The organism is Actinokineospora auranticolor (assembly GCF_041897805.1).
GTDB classification, from domain to species: domain Bacteria; phylum Actinomycetota; class Actinomycetes; order Mycobacteriales; family Pseudonocardiaceae; genus Actinokineospora; species Actinokineospora auranticolor.
The window spans coordinates 5,189,369-5,206,408 of sequence record NZ_CP154825.1 but is presented as its reverse complement, the minus strand read 5'-3'; the positions used below and the strand labels follow the sequence as shown (position 1 = coordinate 5,206,408).

The window sequence follows — 17,040 nt, the reverse complement described above, 5'->3', positions numbered from 1 at the left end:
CGTCACCGGGGCACCTCCGCCAGCCAGGTCGCCAGGTTCGGGGCGCGCAACAACGCCGTCCCCACCAATACTCCCGCGAAACCGGCGCCCAGCAGCCGCGCCGCGTCCTCCGGTCGGGAGATCCCGCTCGCGCTCACCGGGCACGGGCAGCCGGTGGCGACCACGGCGGGCAGCAACCGCTCGCTCCGCGCCAGGTCCGGCACACCCTGCTCACGGCCCCGGATGTCCTTGTTGTTCACCGCGATCACGCAGTCCGCCGGGTGCCGCACCGCCGCGATCTCCGCCTCCGACGTGACCTCCACGAACGGCGTCAACCCCAGCCCGAGGGCCTTGTCGACCAGCGACCCCAGCACCGAGCGCGGCAACAGGCCCGCCGTCAGCAGCACCGCCGACGCCCCGAGTTCCCGCGTCGCCACCAGGTCCCGGTCGCGGGTCAGGAAGTCCTTCCGCAGCACCGGGAGCCCGCTGCGCCCGGCGACGTCGGCCAGCAGCCGGGGGCTCCCACCGAACCACCGCCCGGTCACCACCGACAGGCACGGCGCTCCCGCCGCCTCGTACGCACCGGCCAACTCGACCGGCGACCGGGCGCCGAGCAGCGCCGCGCCGCGGCCGTCGGTCGGCTTGACCTCCGCGATCACCGGTACCCGCGCGCCCAGCAGCGCCGCGACGAACCCGCTCACCGCGTCCACCCCCGCCGCAGCCCCAGCACCCGCTCGCGGCAGAACCGGCCGTACCGGTCGCGCGCGCCGGAGTCCACGTCGATCCCGGCGAACCGGGGGTGTGCCCGCACGGCCGCGAAATTGCCTGCGTTCGCCGCGGAGAGCCCGCCCGCGAGCAGGAACGGGCGGGAGGTCTCCGCGACGACCGCCAGCACGGCCGCCTCGTCCAGCGTGCGGCCGGTGCTGCCCAGCGCGCCGTCCGGGCCGACGGCGTCGAGCAGGAAGCAGTCGGTCCCGGCGCGTTCGTAGGCGGCCAGCAACGGCCGCTCCACGCACCCGGTTCCGCGCAGGTGCAGGACCTTCACGACGGTCAGCCCCGGTTCGGCCTTCAACGCGCGCACCACCGACGGCGGCTGGTACCCGTGCAGCTGCACCCACCGCACCCCCGACCGCCGCACGACGTCGAGCACGCCGCGCGCGTCCCCGCTGAAGGTCACCAGCACCGGCCGCGGCCCACCCGCGCCCGCCAGCGCCACGACCTGCGCCCGGGACAGGTCCGCGTGCCCGCCGCGCACCCGCCACCACAGGCCGACCAGGTCAGCGCCCGCCGCGCCGAGCAGGGCGAGGTCCGCGGGCGCGGTGGCACCGCAGACCTTCACCAGTGGTTCAGACATCCGCGAGTCCCGCCAGGTCGGTGGCCGCCGCGAGTCCTGGCACTGCGGTGAGCGCCGCGCGCACCCCGGCCTCGTCGTGCGGCTCGTCCCGCAGCGCGCCCGCCAAGTGCCGCTCGTACGCGCCCAGGTCGAAGTGCCCGTGCCCGGAGAGTCCGAAAAGGATGGTCCGGCCGACGCCCTCCTCCCGGCACCGCGACGCTTCCCGCACCGCGACCTCCACCGCGTGCGCGGATTCCGGCGCGGGCACGATGCCCTCCGCGCGCGCGAACCGCACCCCGGCGGCGAAGCTGTCGGTCTGCGCGACCGCGACCGGCTCCACCAGCCCGGCCGCCACGGCGGCGCTCACCAGCGGCGCGATGCCGTGGTAGCGCAGGCCACCCGCGTGCAGCGGCGGCGGCACGAACCCGTGGCCGAGGGTGTGCATCCGCAGCAGCGGCGTCAACCCGGTCGCGTCGGCGAAGTCGTAGGCCCGCGTGCCCCGGGTCAGCGTCGGGCAGGCGGCGGGTTCGGCCGCGATGATCCGGACCTCGGGCCCACCACGCAACTTCCTGCCCAGGAAGGGGAACGCGAGTCCGCCCAGGTTGCTGCCGCCGCCCGCGCACCCGATCACCACGTCCGGGTTGTCGTCGGCGAGCGCGAACTGGGCGATGGCCTCCTGGCCGATGACGCTCTGGTGCAGCAGCACGTGGTTGAGCACGCTGCCGCCCGCGTAGCTGGTGCCCGGGTCCGCCCCCGCCACCTCGACGGCCTCGGAGACCGCGATGCCCAGGCTGCCCGGGCTGTCGGGGTCCGCGGCCAGCACCGCGCGCCCGGCCGCGGTTTCCGGGCTGGGGCTGGGCACGCACCGCGCGCCGTAGGTCTCCATGAGCATCCGCCGGTACGGCTTCTGCTCGTAGCTGACCCGCACCATGTAGACGTCGACGTCGAGGCCGAACAGCGCGCCCGCCAGCGCCAGCGACGACCCCCACTGGCCCGCGCCGGTCTCGGTGGCCAGCCGGGTGATCCCGGCCCGCCGGTTGTAGTACGCCTGCGCGACAGCGGTGTTCGGCTTGTGGCTGCCGGACGGGCTGACACCCTCGTACTTGTAGTAGATCCGCGCGGGCGTGTCCAAGGCGCGCTCCAACCGCCGCGCCCGGTACAGCGGCGAGGGCCGCCACTGCCGGTAGACGTCCCGCACCCCGTCCGGGATCCCGATCTCGCGCTCGCGGCTCAACTCCTGTCGCGCCAACGCTTCCGGCATGATCGCGAGCAGGTCGTCGACCGTGATGTCCGCGCCCGTCCCCGGGTGCCGCGGGGCCGCCGGGTCGGGCAGGTCGGCGGCCAGGTTGTACCAGGTGCGCGGGATGTCGTCCTCGGACAGCAGGTACTTGACGTGCTCGCTCATCGGGGCGCTCCTGGTGGGTCGGTCGCCTCGGCGACGAGGGAGCCGGCGGTGAGGGTGTCGGTGGTCGGGGTGGTGGGGCCGTCGAACAACCTCGGGTGGGCCGCGCGCAGCCCGGCCACGACCCGCGCGTGCGGCAGGTCGTCGAACTCGCCGTGCTCGCGCAGGAACTCCATGTGGCGCCTGCCGGACCGGTCGTGCGGGTGGTGCACGCTGTCGGCGGTGCCGTCGAACTCCAGCGGGTCCAGGCGGTAGAGGCGGCACAGGGTCCGGTTGAACACCGGCGTCGCGCGCAGCCAACGGCCGTCGAGGTGCGCGGAAGTGAGGCAGTGGTAGGTGAACACGTCCCCGCCCGCCAACTCGCGCAGCCGGTCGGAGGCGAGGTGGTTGCGGACGTCGGTGAGCACCAGCCGGGCGGGCACGCCGACCGACCGCAACGCGGCGGCGTAGAGCACGGACTTGTGCAGGCACATGCCGGAACGGGCCTCCACGACGCTGCTCGCGCGCAGACCGGCGCGGGAGAGGTCGGCGCCGTACACCTCGTACCGGATGCCGTCGCGCACCGCGTAGTACAGCGCGACGGCCCGGTCCCGGTCGGTGTCCGGGACACCCTCAAGGGCTTGCGCGGCGAAGTGCCGGACCCCGGGCGCGCCGTGGTCGAGGAACTCGGTGGCGGCCAGGGAACCCGGCCCGGGACAGGCGGTCACCGGCCGACCCCCAGCATGGCCGCGACGCGGTTGCGCTGGATCTCCGACGTGCCGGAGTAGATCGTGCCCGCCACCGCGTCCCGCAAGTCCTTCTCCAGCCCGAACTCGGTGGTGTACCCGTTGCCGCCGAACAGCCGCACCGCGGTCATCGCCGACGCCAGGTTGGCCTCGCCCGCGACGAGCTTGGTGATCGCCAGGTCCGTGGTGACGGGCTCACCCCGCAGCACCTTCGCGGCGGTGTCGTAGAGCCACTTCGCCGTGGTCTCCGCGCCGACCTTCAGCTCCACGATCTGGTGCGACACCGCCTGGTACTCGCCGATCGGCCTGCCGAACTGCGCGCGCCGCCCCGCGTACTCCACGCACCGCGCCAGCCGGTGCCGCATCTCCCCGAGGCTGATCGCGAACGAGCACAGGACCTCCCACTTCAGCACGTGGTCCAGCACGAGGAACCCGGAGCCGACGCGGCCGAGGACGCGGTCGGCGGGCACCCGGCAGTCCTCAAGGGACAGTTCCGAGAACGGGGAGGTCCGCAGGCCCATCTTGGCGATCGGCGGGCCCACCACCAGACCGGGTGTGTCGCGGTCGACGAGGAACGCCGTGGTGCCCAGGGGACCGCCGTCCGGGTGAGTGCGCGCGTAGACGACGATGACGTCGGCCACCGGGCCGTTGGTCACGAAGGCCTTGCCGCCGTTGAGGATGAAGTCGTCGCCGTCGCGGCGGCCGGTGGTGCGCATGGCCAGCGCGTCCGAGCCGCCGTCGGGTTCGGTGATCGCGTGCGCCCCGATCAGCTCACCCGAGCAGATCCCGGTCAGGTAGCGGGCCCGCTGCGCGTCGGTGCCGAACCGCTGGACGGGCACGCCGACGCTGACCATGGACGTGCACACCGAGAAGCTGAGGCCGCCGTCGCGGCAGCCGCGACCCAGCGCCTCCAGCACCCGCATCGTGGTGACCAGGTCCCGCCCCAGACCGCCCCGGTCCGGGTCGAAGGGCAGCCGCAGCAGGTCGCTGCGGCAGACCTGGGCCCACTGCTCGTGCGGGAACCGGGCGCGGGCGTCGCGTTCGAGGTGCCCGGCGGAGAAGGCCGCGCACCAGCGGGTCACCCCCTCGACCAGGTCCTCGACGGTCGGTGCCTCGGTGGTTCCGCTGGTCATCGTCGGGCTCCCTTCGGTGACTGGTTTCCGGGCCGCAGCGCCGCGGCGAGGTCGCTCAGCGCGGCGGCGATGTCCGTGCCGTCCTCGACCGCTCGCGCGGCGCGAGAGACAGCGGCGCTGCCGACAACGGCCGCGTCCGCGCCCGCCGCGCCGACGGCCGCGACGTCGGCCCGGTCGCGAACCCCGAACCCGACCGCGATCGGCGCGGTGGTCCGGGGCCGCAACCGTGTGATGACGGGGGACAGGTGGCCGAAGCCCGCCTCGGGCGCGGTGCCGGAGCGGCCGTAGCGGGCGACGAGGTAGAGGTACGCCGACGCGCCGCGCGCCGCTTCGGCGAGCACGGCCTCCGACGAGGTGGCGTAGCAGGTGGCGACCACGGGGACCCGGGCCCGGGCGGCGTCCTCGGCGTACCCGCGGCGCAGGATCGGTGGCAACCCGTGCAGCAGCAGCCCGTCCGCGCCGCACCCGGCCGCGGCGGCGAGGAACTCGGCCATGCCCACGGGCCGGACGGTGTGGCTCCAGTCGGCCAGCAGCGCGATCCGGGTGTGCCGCAGCCCGGGCCGCACGCGCCGGACCGCCGCGAACACGGCCGCCGCGTCGACGCCCCGGCGCAGCGCCCGGTCCGCCGACGCGCGCACGACCGGCCCGTCGGTGACCGAGTCGGGGAACGGGACGGCCAGCTCCAGGCAGTCCACACCGGACTCGTCCAGCGCCGCGGCCACCTCGGGCAGGGTGTCCAGCGGTGGGTCACCGGCGGTCAGGTAGAACGCCAACCCGACCCGCCCGCCCCGGTCGGCGAAGAAGTCAGCCACGGTCGGCCACCGCCTTCGCCATGCGCGCGACCAGGTCGCCCGCCGCGCCGGAGGTCACCGCCTCGGCCGCGGCCGCGCGGGCGCCGTCCCAGTCGGGGAAGGTGCCGGACAGCACGCCGAGGGCCGCCGCGTTGAGGCAGACCGTGCGGACCGCGGCGCTCGGCGCGCGGCCCAGCAGGACCGCGCGGAAGTACGCCACGGCCTCAGTGTGCGCGGCGAGGTCGTCGACGTCGCCCGGGCCGTCGGCGGGGAGGGAGAGCGGGGCTTCGTCGAGGGGGTCCGGGTGCGCGCAGTGGACGGTGTTGGCGGCGAACGCCAGCAGCTCGTCGGCGCCGAGGTCGTTGTGGCACAACCAGGTCCGCCGCTCGGCCAGCGCGGCGAGCGCGGTCAGGTCTTCCGCCCGGGACACGCCGGTCAGCTGCGCGGGCACCTCGATCTCCGGCAGGAACGGGCCGACGGTGTTGACGAACCGCCCCACCGCGCGCAGGTCCAGCGGCAGGATCTCCTTGGCCAGCGCGGCGATCTCCGGCGGGTACACGAAGAACCCGGCGAACCCGATGCCGAACCCGTCCAGCGACGCCGCCAGCTCCGCGTGCGACCGCGCGGGCGGCACGCCGAGCCGGTCGAGCAGGTCGAACGAGCCGAACCGGCTGGTGTAGGCGCGCGACCCGGTCTTGATGACCCGCACGCCCGTCGCGGCGGCGACGAACGCCGCCGCCGTGGAGATGTTGAACGTCGGCGGACCGCCACCGGTGCCGACGATGTTCACCGTCCCCGGGTAGGCCACGCGCCGGTGCGCGCCGCGCTCGCGCAGCGCCTCGAACAGCGCCGTCAGCGTCGCCAGGTCGGGCATCGCGGTGGACAGCGACGCCAGCACCGCCGCCGCCTCGCCGCGGGCCAGGCGGCGCGCGGCGAGCCGGTCGACGAAGGTGCGCCACTGCCCGACCTCCACCGGCCCGTCGCGCCGGGTCAGCCGCGCCAGCAGGGCGGACACGCTCAGCCCCGCCCGGCGGTGGCGGTCACGAACGCGGCGATCGCGGCCACCGACCGGAACGCGTCCGGGTCCAGGTCCACCTCGTCCACCGGCACCGCGAACCGGTCGGCCAGCCAGGCGATCAGCTTGAGCAGGCCCAGGCTGTCGATCACCCCGCTCGCCACCAGGTCCTCGTCGGGGTCGAGCCGGTCGGCCGCGACGTCGGGCAGGAACTCGGTCAGCACGAACCGGGTGACCTCCCCGGTCGGGTCCGCTGCGGTCTGGGGCATCTCGTCCTCGTCTCACTTGACGACTGCGTTGACGTGGTCGCGGGCGATCCGCCCGCGGTCGGGCTTGCCGGTGCCGGTCCGGGGCAGCGGCTCGTCGGCGAAGGTGAACGCCGAGGGCACGGCGGCCAGCGCGAGCCGGGCCGCGCAGTGCCTGCGCAGGGTGAGGCTGTCGACGCCGTGCGCGCGCACCACGGCGTGCAGGGTGTTGCCCGCCACCGGGTGCGGCACGGCCAGCACCACGGCCTCGGTGACGTCGTCGTGCTCCAGCAGGGCGCGCTCCACGGCCTGCGCGTTGACCCGCACGCCGCGCACCTTCACCTGGAAGTCCGTGCGGCCCTCCAGGGTCAGCGCGCCGCCGGGGTGCCTGCGCACCAGGTCGCCGGAGCGGAAGTAGCGCGACCCGTCGCCCAGCTCGGTGAACTTCGCCGCGGTGAGCTCCGGGTCGAGGTAGCCGTCGGTCTGGAACGGGGTGTGCACCAGCAGCTCGCCCACCCCGGGCCCGGTGACGAGCCCGCCGTCGGCGTCGACCAGCACCGAGCGGACGCCGTCGACCGGCGTGCCGAGCGGGACCGGCCGGGCCCGCGGGTCCAGCTCGTGCAGGAAGCTGTCGTTGGTCTCGGTGCAGCCGTACAGGTTGTACAGGCGGGCGCGCGGGAACAGCTCGGGCAGCGCGGCGAGCGTGCGGTCGGGCAGGGTGTCGCCGGTCGCGATCACGTGCCGCGCGGGCAGGTCGGCGATACCGCCGTGCTCGGCGAGCAGGTGGTAGAGCATCGGCACGGCCTGCACCACGTCGACGTGGCGCAGCAGGTCGGCGAGGTACCCGGCGGCGGTCGCCCGCTCCCGCTCGACGAGCACGACCGTCCCACCCGCCACCAGGGTCGCCCAGACGTCGAGCAGCGAGAGGTCGAACTCGAGCGGCGCGTAGCTCAGCACCGTCGTGCGTGGACCGATCTCGAACCGCGCGGCGGCCCAGGTGGTGAACCGGTCGACGGCGGAACCGCGCAGCGGGACCACCTTGGGCACCCCGGTCGAGCCGGACGTGGTGAGCATGAACGTGACACCGTCCTGGGGCGGCCCGGTCGCCGGGGCCGCGGCCGGGCCAGCGTACTCCACTGTGGACAGTGTGGCGACGCACCCCGCCGCGTCGGTCAGCCTGCGCAGCACCGGTTCGGCCAGCGTCGGCGACGGCAGCAGGAACGGCCGCCCCGCCGCCAGCAGGGCCAGCAGCAGCGCGATGGTGTCCGGGGACTTCTCCGCCACCACCGCGACCGGCCCGTACCCCGGCGGCTCCGCCAACCGCCCGGCCGCCCGGCTTGCCCGATCGCCGAGCTCGCGGTAGGAGATCCCGGTACCGCGCCACACCAGCGCGGTCGCGTCCGGTCGCGACCGGGCCCGGGCCAGGATCCGCAGGGCCGTCGGGGAAGGACCCCGGTGGGCCGGTGGGGGGTCGGCGTGTGTCGGCATGGTGGGGACCTCGCGAGCCGTGACCGGTGGGGACGTCCACCGGTCGGGTGAGTGGGGAACCTGTCCGGCGGACGGCTCAAGCTAGGCGCGCGAGGGGGTGTTCGGCATGGGTGTCCACTACCCAATTTCCGCTCGGGCCGTTCCCCGCGACCCCGCCGGACACCCACCGGCCGCACGGGACCGCACAACCGCGACGCCGCGGGACCGGCCGGAGTGGCCCGGAATCTGCGTGGTTTCCACCCATGACGACGAGTCCACCGCGTGACAACGTTCCGTGCCGTGACCGGACACGTGGACCACACCGCCGACCACACCGACCTGCGCGTCGAGTTCCCCGACCCGCACTGGTGGGTGCCGGGCCTGGCGCCCCACGAGCGCGCCGACGCCCCGGAACCCGCCGTGCCGGGCCAGCGCATCGCCGCGGGCACCGCCCGCGCCGCGTCCCGCGCCCTTCCACTGCGGACCGACCCGCCCGCCCGGCCGTCCTGGGTCGACACCGTGGAACGCGCCGTCACCGCGCCCCGGACCGGGCGGGCGGTGTCCGGTGCGGACTGGCGGGTCGACTTCGCCGCCGTGCTGTGGCCGCTGGTCGCCGACGCCCGCGACCGCGTCCGGGCCGCGACCGGGCACCTCGACGCGGACCTGGTGGCCATGCCCGCCGTCCTCGACGGCTTCGCCGACCGGCTCGGCCACGAGCTGGCCGGGCTCGCCGCGCGCTCCCTCGTCGAGCGCCTGCGCCGCGCCGCCGACTCCGGTGACCTGCCCGGCGGTGACAGCCGCGCCCGGTACCGGTCCTTCCTCGCCGCCGCCGCCGCGCCCGCCGCCCTGGTCGCGCTGTGCGCCGAGCTGCCCGTGCTGGCCCGCCTGCTCGGCCAGGCCGCCGACCACGCCGTCACCGCCTGCCGCGAACTGCTCGACCACCTCGCCGCCGACCGCGCCGAGCTCACCGCGACCCTGCTCGACGGCGCGGACCCGGGCCCGGTCGTGGCGGTCGACGGCAGGCGCGGCGACCCGCACCGCCGGGGCCGCTCGGTGGCGGTGCTGACCTTCGCCGACGGCCGCAGGCTGGTCTACCAGCCGCGCGACTCGCGGGCGCACGTCCGCTTCGGCGAGTTCGTCGCCCTGCTGGACCGGCGGGTGCCGGGCCTGGGCCTGACCTCGGTCGGCGTGCTGGCCCGCGGCGACCACGGCTGGCTGGAGCACGTCGCCCCGGCGCCGCTGGCCGACCGGGCCGCCGCCGACGTCTTCTACCGCAGGCAGGGCGCGCTGCTGGCGCTGCTGCACGTGCTGCACGCCGCCGACATCCACTTCGAGAACGTCATCGCCCGCGCCGACCAGCCGCTGCTGGTGGACGTCGAGACGCTGCTGCACCCGAGCCTGCCCGGCCCGGCCGCGGCGGGCGACCCGGCCGCCGCCGCGCTGGCCGACTCGGTGCACCAGACCTCGATGCTGCCGGTGATCGTCGTCGGCGACCACGGCGCCGCCGACATCTCCGGCCTGGGCGGCGACCCCGGCGCCCCGGCCCCCGACGCGGTCACCGGCTGGGCCGACCCGGGCACCGACCGGATGCGGCCGACCCGGGTCCCCGGCCGGTTCCCCGACGCGGCCAACCGGCCCCGCCTCGGCGACGCCCAGCTCGACCCCGGCGACCACGAGCCCGCCCTGCTGGAGGGCTTCCACGCCGCGCACGACGCGATCGTGGCGCACCGCGGCGAGTTCGCCGCGCTGGTCCGGGCCAGCGCCGACCTCGAGGTCCGCGTGGTGGTCCGGGCCAGCAACGGCTACGCGTCGCTGCTGGCCGAGTCCACCCACCCCGACCTGCTGCGCGACGCGCGCGACCGCGACCGCGCCTTCGACGTGCTGCGGCACGCCGCCGCGGGCGACCCGCTGCGCGCCCGGCTCGCCCCGCACGAGATCGCCGACCTGTGGGCCGGGGACGTCCCGGTCTTCACCGCCCGCCCCGGCGGCACCGACCTGTGGACCACCACCGGGCACCGGATCCCCGGCGCGCTCGGGCGCAGCGGCGTGGACCGGGCGCTGGCGACCGTCGCGGCCACCGGCGCCGCCTCCGCCGGGGACCAGGCGTGGATCATCTCCGCCACCCTGGCCACCCGCCGCCCGCCCGGCGACCACCGCGGCGGCACCCCCGGCCCGGACCTGCCCGCCGGTCGCGCCGCCGACCCCGAGCGGCTGCTGGCCGCCGCCTGCGCCCTGGGCGACCAGGTCGTGGCCCGCGGCATCGAGGGCGCGGGCCGGGTCAACTGGCTCGGCGTGGAACTCGTCGACGACCGGCAGTGGCTGGTGCTGCCGCTGGGCGCGGGCCTGGCCACCGGCTACACCGGGGTGGCGCTGTTCCTGGCGCAGCTGGCCGAGCGCACCGGCATCGACCGCTACGGCGAGGTGGCCCGGCGGGCGCTGGCGCCGCTGCCCGCGCTGTTCGACGCCGTGGCCGCCCGCCCCGACCTGCTGCCGGTCATCGGCTGCGGCGGCTGGCACGGCTTCGGCGGCATCGCCTACGCCCTGGCCAGGGCCGGTGTCCTGCTCGACGACGCCGACCTGCGCCGCTGGGCCGCGCACGCGGCGGAGCTGGCCGCCGCCGCGGCCGCGCTCCCCGGCCCGCTGGGCTGGTCGGACGGCCTCGCGGGCTGCGCCACCGCGCTGCGCGCCGTGCACACCGACACCGGCGACCCCACCGCGGCCCGCGCCGCCGCCGACTGCGCCACCGCCCTCGCGACCGGCGTGACCGACGCGCTTCGGGCAGCGGTGGGACCGGAGTCCCTGGAATCCGAAGTGGACAGTGCGCGAGCCGGGTACACGAGTACCCCGCCGGGGTTCGCCGACGGCGCGGCGGGCATCGGGTGGGCGCTGGCCCGCACGGGCGACGCCGCCGCCGCCCGGGTGGCCGCCGACCTGTTGCGCCGCGCGGGCTCCGGGCCGGGCGTCGGCTGGTGCTCCGGCGCCGCCGGGCTGGCCGCCGCGCGCACCGCGCTGCTCGACCACGACGACCCCGCCTGCCACACCCGCGCGACCCGCGCCGCCGCCCGCCGCCTGGTCACCCGGCCGGTGCTGCGCGACCTGAGCCTGTGCCACGGCGAACTGGGCGTCGCCGAGGCACTGGCCACCCTGGCCCCGCACTGCGCCGACCCGGCCGTCGCCGGGGCCGCGCGCGCCCGCGCGGGACTGGTGCTGGCCGCCATCGACCGCGGGGGACCGCACTGCGGCACCCCCGGCGGTCTGCCCACCCCCGGCCTGCTCAACGGCGTGGCCGGGATCGGTTACGGGCTGCTGCGGTTGGCGCAACGCGACCGCGTCCCGTCGGTGCTGCTCCTGCAACCCGGCGGCTGAGCGCCCGCTCACCGCCGAGGTCGAAGCGGGCGTGCGCCGAACGGAAGCACCCGCGCGAGAACGGAAACCCCGCACCGGTAATCGGCGCGGTCGTTTCCGGCACAGTTTTCCACCAGAGGAGGAACCCCGAATGTCCGACCGCACCACTTCCGTCGACAGACGTCTCGACGCCGCCGGGGCCGCCATCGCGGCGGCGGTCCGGAACCCGATCGGCGCGCTGGCGGGCAACCCCGCTGTGGCCTTCGGACTGCGCGCCGCCGCGCTGGCGGGCCTGGTGGTGACCGCGGGCGCGGCGGGCGCGCTCGGGTTCGCCGGCGTGCTCGACGACCCGTCGGCGCTGGCGGACTTCCCGCCCAGCACCACGTGCTGTGTCGTCCCGCTCTGAGCAGGTCACTCGTTTGTCCCATAACCGTTTGATGGACCCCCGCCGGCGCCCGTGGGTACTGTGCGCGGCGTGGGGAGTCGGTTTCCGGTCGTCGTGGGACGCGATGGCGAGTTGACCGCGGTGGCCGACGCGGTACGCGCGGCCCGCGGCGGGCGCGGCGGATCGATGTTCCTCGTGGGTGAGAGCGGCATCGGCAAGTCGCGCCTCGCCGCGGCCGCGGTCGACCTCGGGTTCGCCGCCGACATGCGGCTGCTGCGCGGCCGGGGCAGCGCCATCGGGCCGATGGTGCCGTTCCGCTCGCTCACCGAGGCCCTGCTTTCCCTGCTGCGCACCGGCGACCCGATCGACGTGGCCCGTTTGGGTCCATACCGGCCGATCCTGGCCCGGCTCATCCCGGACTGGGGCGAGCCAGCCTCCACCGGGGCGGGCGGCGACCCCGGCGCGGGCTCGCTGGTCATCCTCGCCGAGGCGGTGCTGCGGCTGACCGAGCTCGCGGGCCAGGGCCGCGGCTGCCTGATGGTTCTCGACGACCTGCAGGACGCCGACGCCGAGACCCTCGCCGTGGTCGAGTACCTGATCGACAACATCGGCGACGTGGACGGCGGCGGCACGCTGCTGCTGGGCACCATCCGCGGCGAGGACTGCCCGGCCATGGCACTGGCCAGGGCCGCCGGTCAGCGCGGCCAGGGCACCGTGGTCGACCTCGGCCCGCTGCGCCGCGAGGACCTGCGGGTCCTGCTCGACTGCGCCCTCGACGGCGGTCCCGTGCCCGAACCCGCGCTCGACCTGCTGTGGGCCGGGAGCGCGGGCAACCCGTTCCGGCTGGAGGAACTGCTCGGGTCGGTGCTCGACAGCGGACTGCTCGCCCGCGACCCCGACGGTCGGGGCTGGCGGGTGGACGAGCGGCAGCGCGGCGCGCTGCCCGCCGGGTTCGTCCGCGGCGTGGCCCGCCGCGTCGACCTGCTGCCGCCGCGCACCCGCGAGGTGATCACCGCCGCCGCCGTGCTGGGCAAGCGCTTCCCGCTCGCCGTGGTGCGCTCGATCACCGGCCTGGACTACCGCGAGCTGCTGAACCTGTTGCAGGGCGAGCAGGTCGCGCAGCTCGTGGGGCCCGACGAGCAGACCCCCGACTGGTACGCCTTCGGCCACCAGCTCATCGTGGACGCCGCGCTCACCCTGGTCACCCCGGCCGACCGCGCCCGGCTCGCGGCCGCGGCCGCCGACGCGGTCGGCACCGTCTACCCCGGACTGCCCGGCGAGTGGTGCCAGTTCTGCGCCGCGCTGCGCCTGGACGCGGGCGACCCGGCCGCCGCGGGCACGCTGTTCGCCGAGGCGGGCAGGCGCGCGCTGGCCCAGGGCGCCGCCCAGTCCGCGGTGACCCTGCTGGACAAGACCTGGGAGCTGCTCGCGCACGACACCGCGGCGCGCGCCGCCGCCCTGGAGACCCAGCTCTACGCGCTGGCCGAGTCCGGGCTCATCGACCGCGCGCTGGACGTGGTGACCTTCCTCGACCAGATGGGCGCGGGCCTCGAACCCCGCCGCCGGGCCCGGCTGCACACCCGCATCGCCTGGGTCGCCGTGCACGCCAGCCGGGCCGCCGACGGCCTCAGCCAGGTCGCCGCCGCCCGCGCGCTGCTCGGCCCCGACGCCGCCGCCGAGGACATCGCGCCGGTCGACGTGGTCGCCGCGCACCTGGAACTCGACGTGCCGGGCGAGGACCGGCTGCGCAAGGCCGAGCAGATGGCCCGCCGCGCCGCGATCATCGCCGAGGCCGTGCCCATGCCCGCGGTCGCCTGCCAGGCCTGGCAGCTGCTCGGCGCGCTGACCCGGCCCCGCGACCCGGCCGAGGCCACCGCCCTGCTGGAGCACAGCCGCGCCCTGGCCGTGCGGCACGACCTGCCGATCTGGGAGATCCACGCGCTGGTCCGGCTGGGCCACGACGACGCGCTGCGCGACGCGGGCACCGAACGCCTCGAACTGGCCCGCGAGCAGGCGTCCCGGATCGGCGCGGTCACCGCCCGCTACCAGGCCGAGGTCAACATCGCGCTGCAGCTGATCCTGCGCGCCGACTTCACCGCCGCCCGCGCCCTGATCGACCAGGTGCTCGCCGCCACCACCCGGCTGCGGCTGATGGAGACGACCCAGTACATGCTGCTCTACCGCGCGGTGCACGCCGCGCACCAGGGCAGCCGCCGCGACATGGACCGGGCGCTGGCCGAGTTCGACCACTGGGGCGGCGACCACGACCAGCACGCCGCCCGCGTGCACGGCCTCGGCCGCGCGTTCTGCGCGCTGCTGGAGGAGAACCCGGCGCTGGCGGGGGAGGAACTGGCCCACGCGCAGCGCTCGGAGGAGCGCAACCCCACCACCTTCCACCTCGCGGGCCGCTACGGCCTGAACGTGCTGCTGCGCGCGCTCGCGGGCGACCTCGACGCGGCGGGCTTCCACGAGATCACCTCGGCGCCCGCCGGGGGGCTGCGCTGGGACCGGCACCTCGCCGCGTTCGGCCGCGCGGTGCTGCTCGGCCGCGACGGCGACGCCGACGGCGCCGCCGCCGCGGTGGCCGACGCGCTGGCCGTCGGCGCCCCGTACGCCATGGGCCGCCACCTCGGGCTGCGGCTGGTCGCCGAGGCCGCCCTGGACGACGGCTGGGGCACCCCCGTCGACTGGCTGCGCACGGCGGAGGAGTACTTCCACGGCGCGGGCGTCGCCCCGGTCGCCGGTGCCTGCCGGTCGCTGATGCGCCGCTGCGGGGTGCGCATCGGGCAGCGCCGCGAGGGCGTGTCCGGCATCCCGCAGGCCCTGCGGTCGGCGGGCATCACCGTGCGCGAGTACCAGGTCCTGCGGCTGCTGGTGGACCGGCTGGGCAACCGGGAGATCGCCGACCACCTGCACCTGTCGCAGCGCACGGTGGAGAAGCACGTGTCCAGCCTGATCACCAAGACCGGCCTGCCGAACCGGATCGCGCTGAGCAAGTTCGCCGCCGGGGTGATCACCCCCGGACCCGTCTGACCCCGGGTTCGCCGCCTCGAGCGAACGCGTCGGGAAACACAAGACTGGTGTTCACCGGCGCGCGCGGGCACCCTCGATGTCGTCGATCAGCGAACCGGTGGGGAGTCGGGGTTTGACCCGCGCAGAACTGGAATTCGAGCAGGAATACGTCACGGGCCTCTACGCGCGCCTGGACGCGGCCCGGGCGGAGGCCGCCAGCCGGCTGGCGGGCGCGTCGGGTGACCGCGACGCCGCCGCGGTGTGGCGCGCCGAAGCGGCCCGGCTGGCCGCCGTCGAGGACGGTCTCTGCTTCGGCAGGCTGGACACCGACCGCGGCGATACAGTCCACATCGGACGGTTCTCGTTCTTCGACGACGACACCGACGACGTGGTGCTGCTGGACTGGCGGGCACCCGCCGCGCGTCCCTTCTACACCGCCACCGCCGCGGACCCCCAAGGACTGCGCGGGCGGCGGCGGATCGAGACCCGCGCCCGCGTGGTGACCGGCGTGGACGACGAGCTGTTCGCCGCGGCCGACGACGGCGGCGGGTTGGTCGGCGAGGCGGCGCTGATGGCCGCGCTCACTGCCGAGCGCACCGGCCGCATGCGCGACATCGTCACCACGCTGCGCGCCGAACAGGACCGGATCATCCGCGACGACTTCGGCGGCGTCCTGGTGGTGCAGGGCGGACCCGGCACCGGCAAGACCGCCGTCGCGCTGCACCGCCTGGCGTACCTGCTCTACACGCGCGAACACCTGCGCTCCCGGGGCGTCCTGGTCGTCGGGCCCAGCCGGGTGTTCCTCGACTACATCGGCCACGTCCTGCCGGGACTCGGCGAGAACAGCGTGGTCACCGCGACCACCGCCGACCTGTACCCCGGCGTCGAGGTGACCCGCGAGGACACCCCGGACACCGCCGCGGGCAAGGGCCGCGCCGAGATGGCGGCGCGGGTGGCCGCCGAGATCCGGTCGCGGGTCCGGATCCCGGGTGCGACCGTCGAGGTCGAGTTCGAGCAGCGGGTGCTGGCGCTGTCCCCGTCGGACTGCCGCGCCGCCGCCGCGAAGGCGCGGGCGCGCGGACTGCCGCACAACGTGGCCCGGTCGGTGTTCCAGCACGAGGTCGTGGAGATCCTCGCGGGGCGGTTGGCCGAGCAGTTGGAGTCGCTCGTGCTCGACGAGGCGGGCAACGCGCTCGACGGCGGCAGCGCCGACGGCAGCCTCGGCGCGGCCGACCTGCGCGCGCTGGCGGCGGCGGGCGTGGTGGTGGGGCCGGAGGAGATCGGGGTGCCGCGCGGCGTCCTCGACGAGGCCGACCGGCACGGCCTGCGCGACGCGCTGTTCGCCGACCCCGGCGTGGCCGATGTGCTCGACGAGGTGTGGCCGTCGCTGCTGCCGGCGGACGTGGTGGCCGACGTGCTGTCCGACTACGGGCTCGTCGAGGGGCCCGGGTGGAGCGCGGCGGACGTGCCGCTGCTCGACGAGGCCGCGGTGCTGCTCGACGGCGGTGGCGGCGAGGCGTACGGGCACGTGGTGGTCGACGAGGCGCAGGAGCTGTCGGAGATGGCGTGGCGGATGCTGATGCGGCGCTGCCCCAGCCGGTCCATGACCGTCGTCGGCGACCTGGCCCAGACCGGCACCGCGGCGGGCACCTCGTCGTGGGCGCGGGTGCTGGCGCCGCACGTCGACGACCGCTGGCGGCTGGCCGAGCTGACCGTCAACTACCGCACGCCCGCGGAGATCATGGCGGTGGCGGCCGAGGTCCTCGCCGCGCGCCACCCGGACCTCAGCCCGCCCCGTTCGGTCCGCGCGGCGGGGGAGCGGCCGTGGCGGGTCCGCGCGGACGACCTGGCCGGAGCGCTGGCCGAGGAGGTCGCCGCGCACACCGACGGCACGCTCGCGATCATCACCCCGGAAGCGCACCTGGCACCGCTGTCCACCGCGCTGTCGCTGCGCACTCCGCCCGACCTCACCGAGGCAGTGGTGTTGATCACTCCGGGGCAGGCCAAAGGTCTGGAGTTCGACGCCGCCCTGCTCGTCGACCCCGCGCGGGTTCTCGACACCCCGCTCGGCCACAACGACCTCTACGTGGCCCTGACCCGCGCGACCCGTCGACTCGGCGTGGTGCACCCGGGCGAGCCACCTGCCGAGCTGGTGGGCATACCACAGCGGGGTAACCGGACCACCTCCGGGTGATCATGGCCTGGTCC

13 protein-coding genes are annotated in these 17,040 nt (G+C 76.1%); 4 read left to right on the top strand and 9 right to left on the bottom strand.

All coding sequences use genetic code 11. The features are described from left to right. Nucleotides 1–2 precede the first annotated feature (2 nt). The 9 genes from V5P93_RS22570 to V5P93_RS22530 are packed head-to-tail and all read right to left on the bottom strand — an operon-like array spanning nt 3 to nt 8,111. On the bottom strand, nt 3–680 hold the full coding sequence (locus V5P93_RS22570; RefSeq protein WP_104479055.1) for an indole-3-glycerol phosphate synthase: 678 nt from the start codon (nt 678–680) through the stop codon (nt 3–5). Then, nucleotides 677–1,333, bottom strand: a complete 657-nt coding sequence (locus V5P93_RS22565) for an N-(5'-phosphoribosyl)anthranilate isomerase (protein WP_104478894.1) — start codon at nt 1,331–1,333, stop codon at nt 677–679. The genes V5P93_RS22570 and V5P93_RS22565 overlap by 4 nt, the downstream gene beginning before the upstream one ends. Then, nucleotides 1,326–2,717 (bottom strand): TrpB-like pyridoxal phosphate-dependent enzyme, encoded by a 1,392-nt coding sequence (locus V5P93_RS22560; protein WP_104478895.1) that lies wholly within the window; start codon nt 2,715–2,717, stop codon nt 1,326–1,328. The genes V5P93_RS22565 and V5P93_RS22560 overlap by 8 nt, the downstream gene beginning before the upstream one ends. Beyond that, entirely contained in the window at nt 2,714–3,421 is a 708-nt protein-coding gene (locus V5P93_RS22555) for a transglutaminase family protein (protein ID WP_104478896.1), read from the bottom strand. The genes V5P93_RS22560 and V5P93_RS22555 overlap by 4 nt, the downstream gene beginning before the upstream one ends. Next, nucleotides 3,418–4,572, bottom strand: a complete 1,155-nt coding sequence (locus V5P93_RS22550) for an acyl-CoA dehydrogenase family protein (protein WP_104478897.1) — start codon at nt 4,570–4,572, stop codon at nt 3,418–3,420. The genes V5P93_RS22555 and V5P93_RS22550 overlap by 4 nt, the downstream gene beginning before the upstream one ends. Further along, nucleotides 4,569–5,384 carry a tryptophan synthase subunit alpha gene (gene trpA / locus V5P93_RS22545; protein ID WP_104478898.1) on the bottom strand — a complete coding sequence of 272 codons (816 nt, stop codon included), beginning with the start codon at nt 5,382–5,384 and terminating at the stop codon, nt 4,569–4,571. Before trpA ends, V5P93_RS22550 begins: the two co-directional genes overlap by 4 nt. Then, nucleotides 5,377–6,378, bottom strand: coding sequence for a hypothetical protein (locus tag V5P93_RS22540; protein ID WP_219823956.1), 1,002 nt, complete (start codon nt 6,376–6,378; stop codon nt 5,377–5,379). The genes trpA and V5P93_RS22540 overlap by 8 nt, the downstream gene beginning before the upstream one ends. Nucleotides 6,379–6,380: 2 nt before the next feature. Further along, nucleotides 6,381–6,647 carry an acyl carrier protein gene (locus tag V5P93_RS22535; RefSeq protein ID WP_104478899.1) on the bottom strand — a complete coding sequence of 89 codons (267 nt, stop codon included), beginning with the start codon at nt 6,645–6,647 and terminating at the stop codon, nt 6,381–6,383. Nucleotides 6,648–6,659: 12 nt separating this feature from the next. Continuing rightward, nucleotides 6,660–8,111 carry an AMP-binding protein gene (locus tag V5P93_RS22530; protein WP_104478900.1) on the bottom strand — a complete coding sequence of 484 codons (1,452 nt, stop codon included), beginning with the start codon at nt 8,109–8,111 and terminating at the stop codon, nt 6,660–6,662. Between the two features lie 279 nt (nt 8,112–8,390). Here V5P93_RS22530 and V5P93_RS22525 point away from each other — a divergent pair, with 279 nt between their 5' ends. The 4 genes from V5P93_RS22525 to V5P93_RS22510 all read left to right on the top strand — a co-directional run bounded on the left by V5P93_RS22525 (nt 8,391) and on the right by V5P93_RS22510 (nt 17,026). Further along, entirely contained in the window at nt 8,391–11,456 is a 3,066-nt protein-coding gene (locus V5P93_RS22525; protein WP_219823957.1) for a type 2 lanthipeptide synthetase LanM family protein, read from the top strand. Between the two features lie 130 nt (nt 11,457–11,586). Beyond that, complete coding sequence (locus V5P93_RS22520; RefSeq protein ID WP_104478901.1) at nt 11,587–11,841, top strand: hypothetical protein; 255 nt, start codon at nt 11,587–11,589, stop codon at nt 11,839–11,841. Nucleotides 11,842–11,910: 69 nt separating this feature from the next. Further along, the gene (locus tag V5P93_RS22515) at nt 11,911–14,853 is read left to right on the top strand and encodes a LuxR family transcriptional regulator (protein WP_219823958.1); all 2,943 of its coding nucleotides are present in this window, start codon (nt 11,911–11,913) and stop codon (nt 14,851–14,853) included. Between the two features lie 76 nt (nt 14,854–14,929). Next, entirely contained in the window at nt 14,930–17,026 is a 2,097-nt protein-coding gene (locus V5P93_RS22510) for an ATP-binding domain-containing protein (protein ID WP_104478903.1), read from the top strand. Nucleotides 17,027–17,040 lie beyond the last annotated feature (14 nt).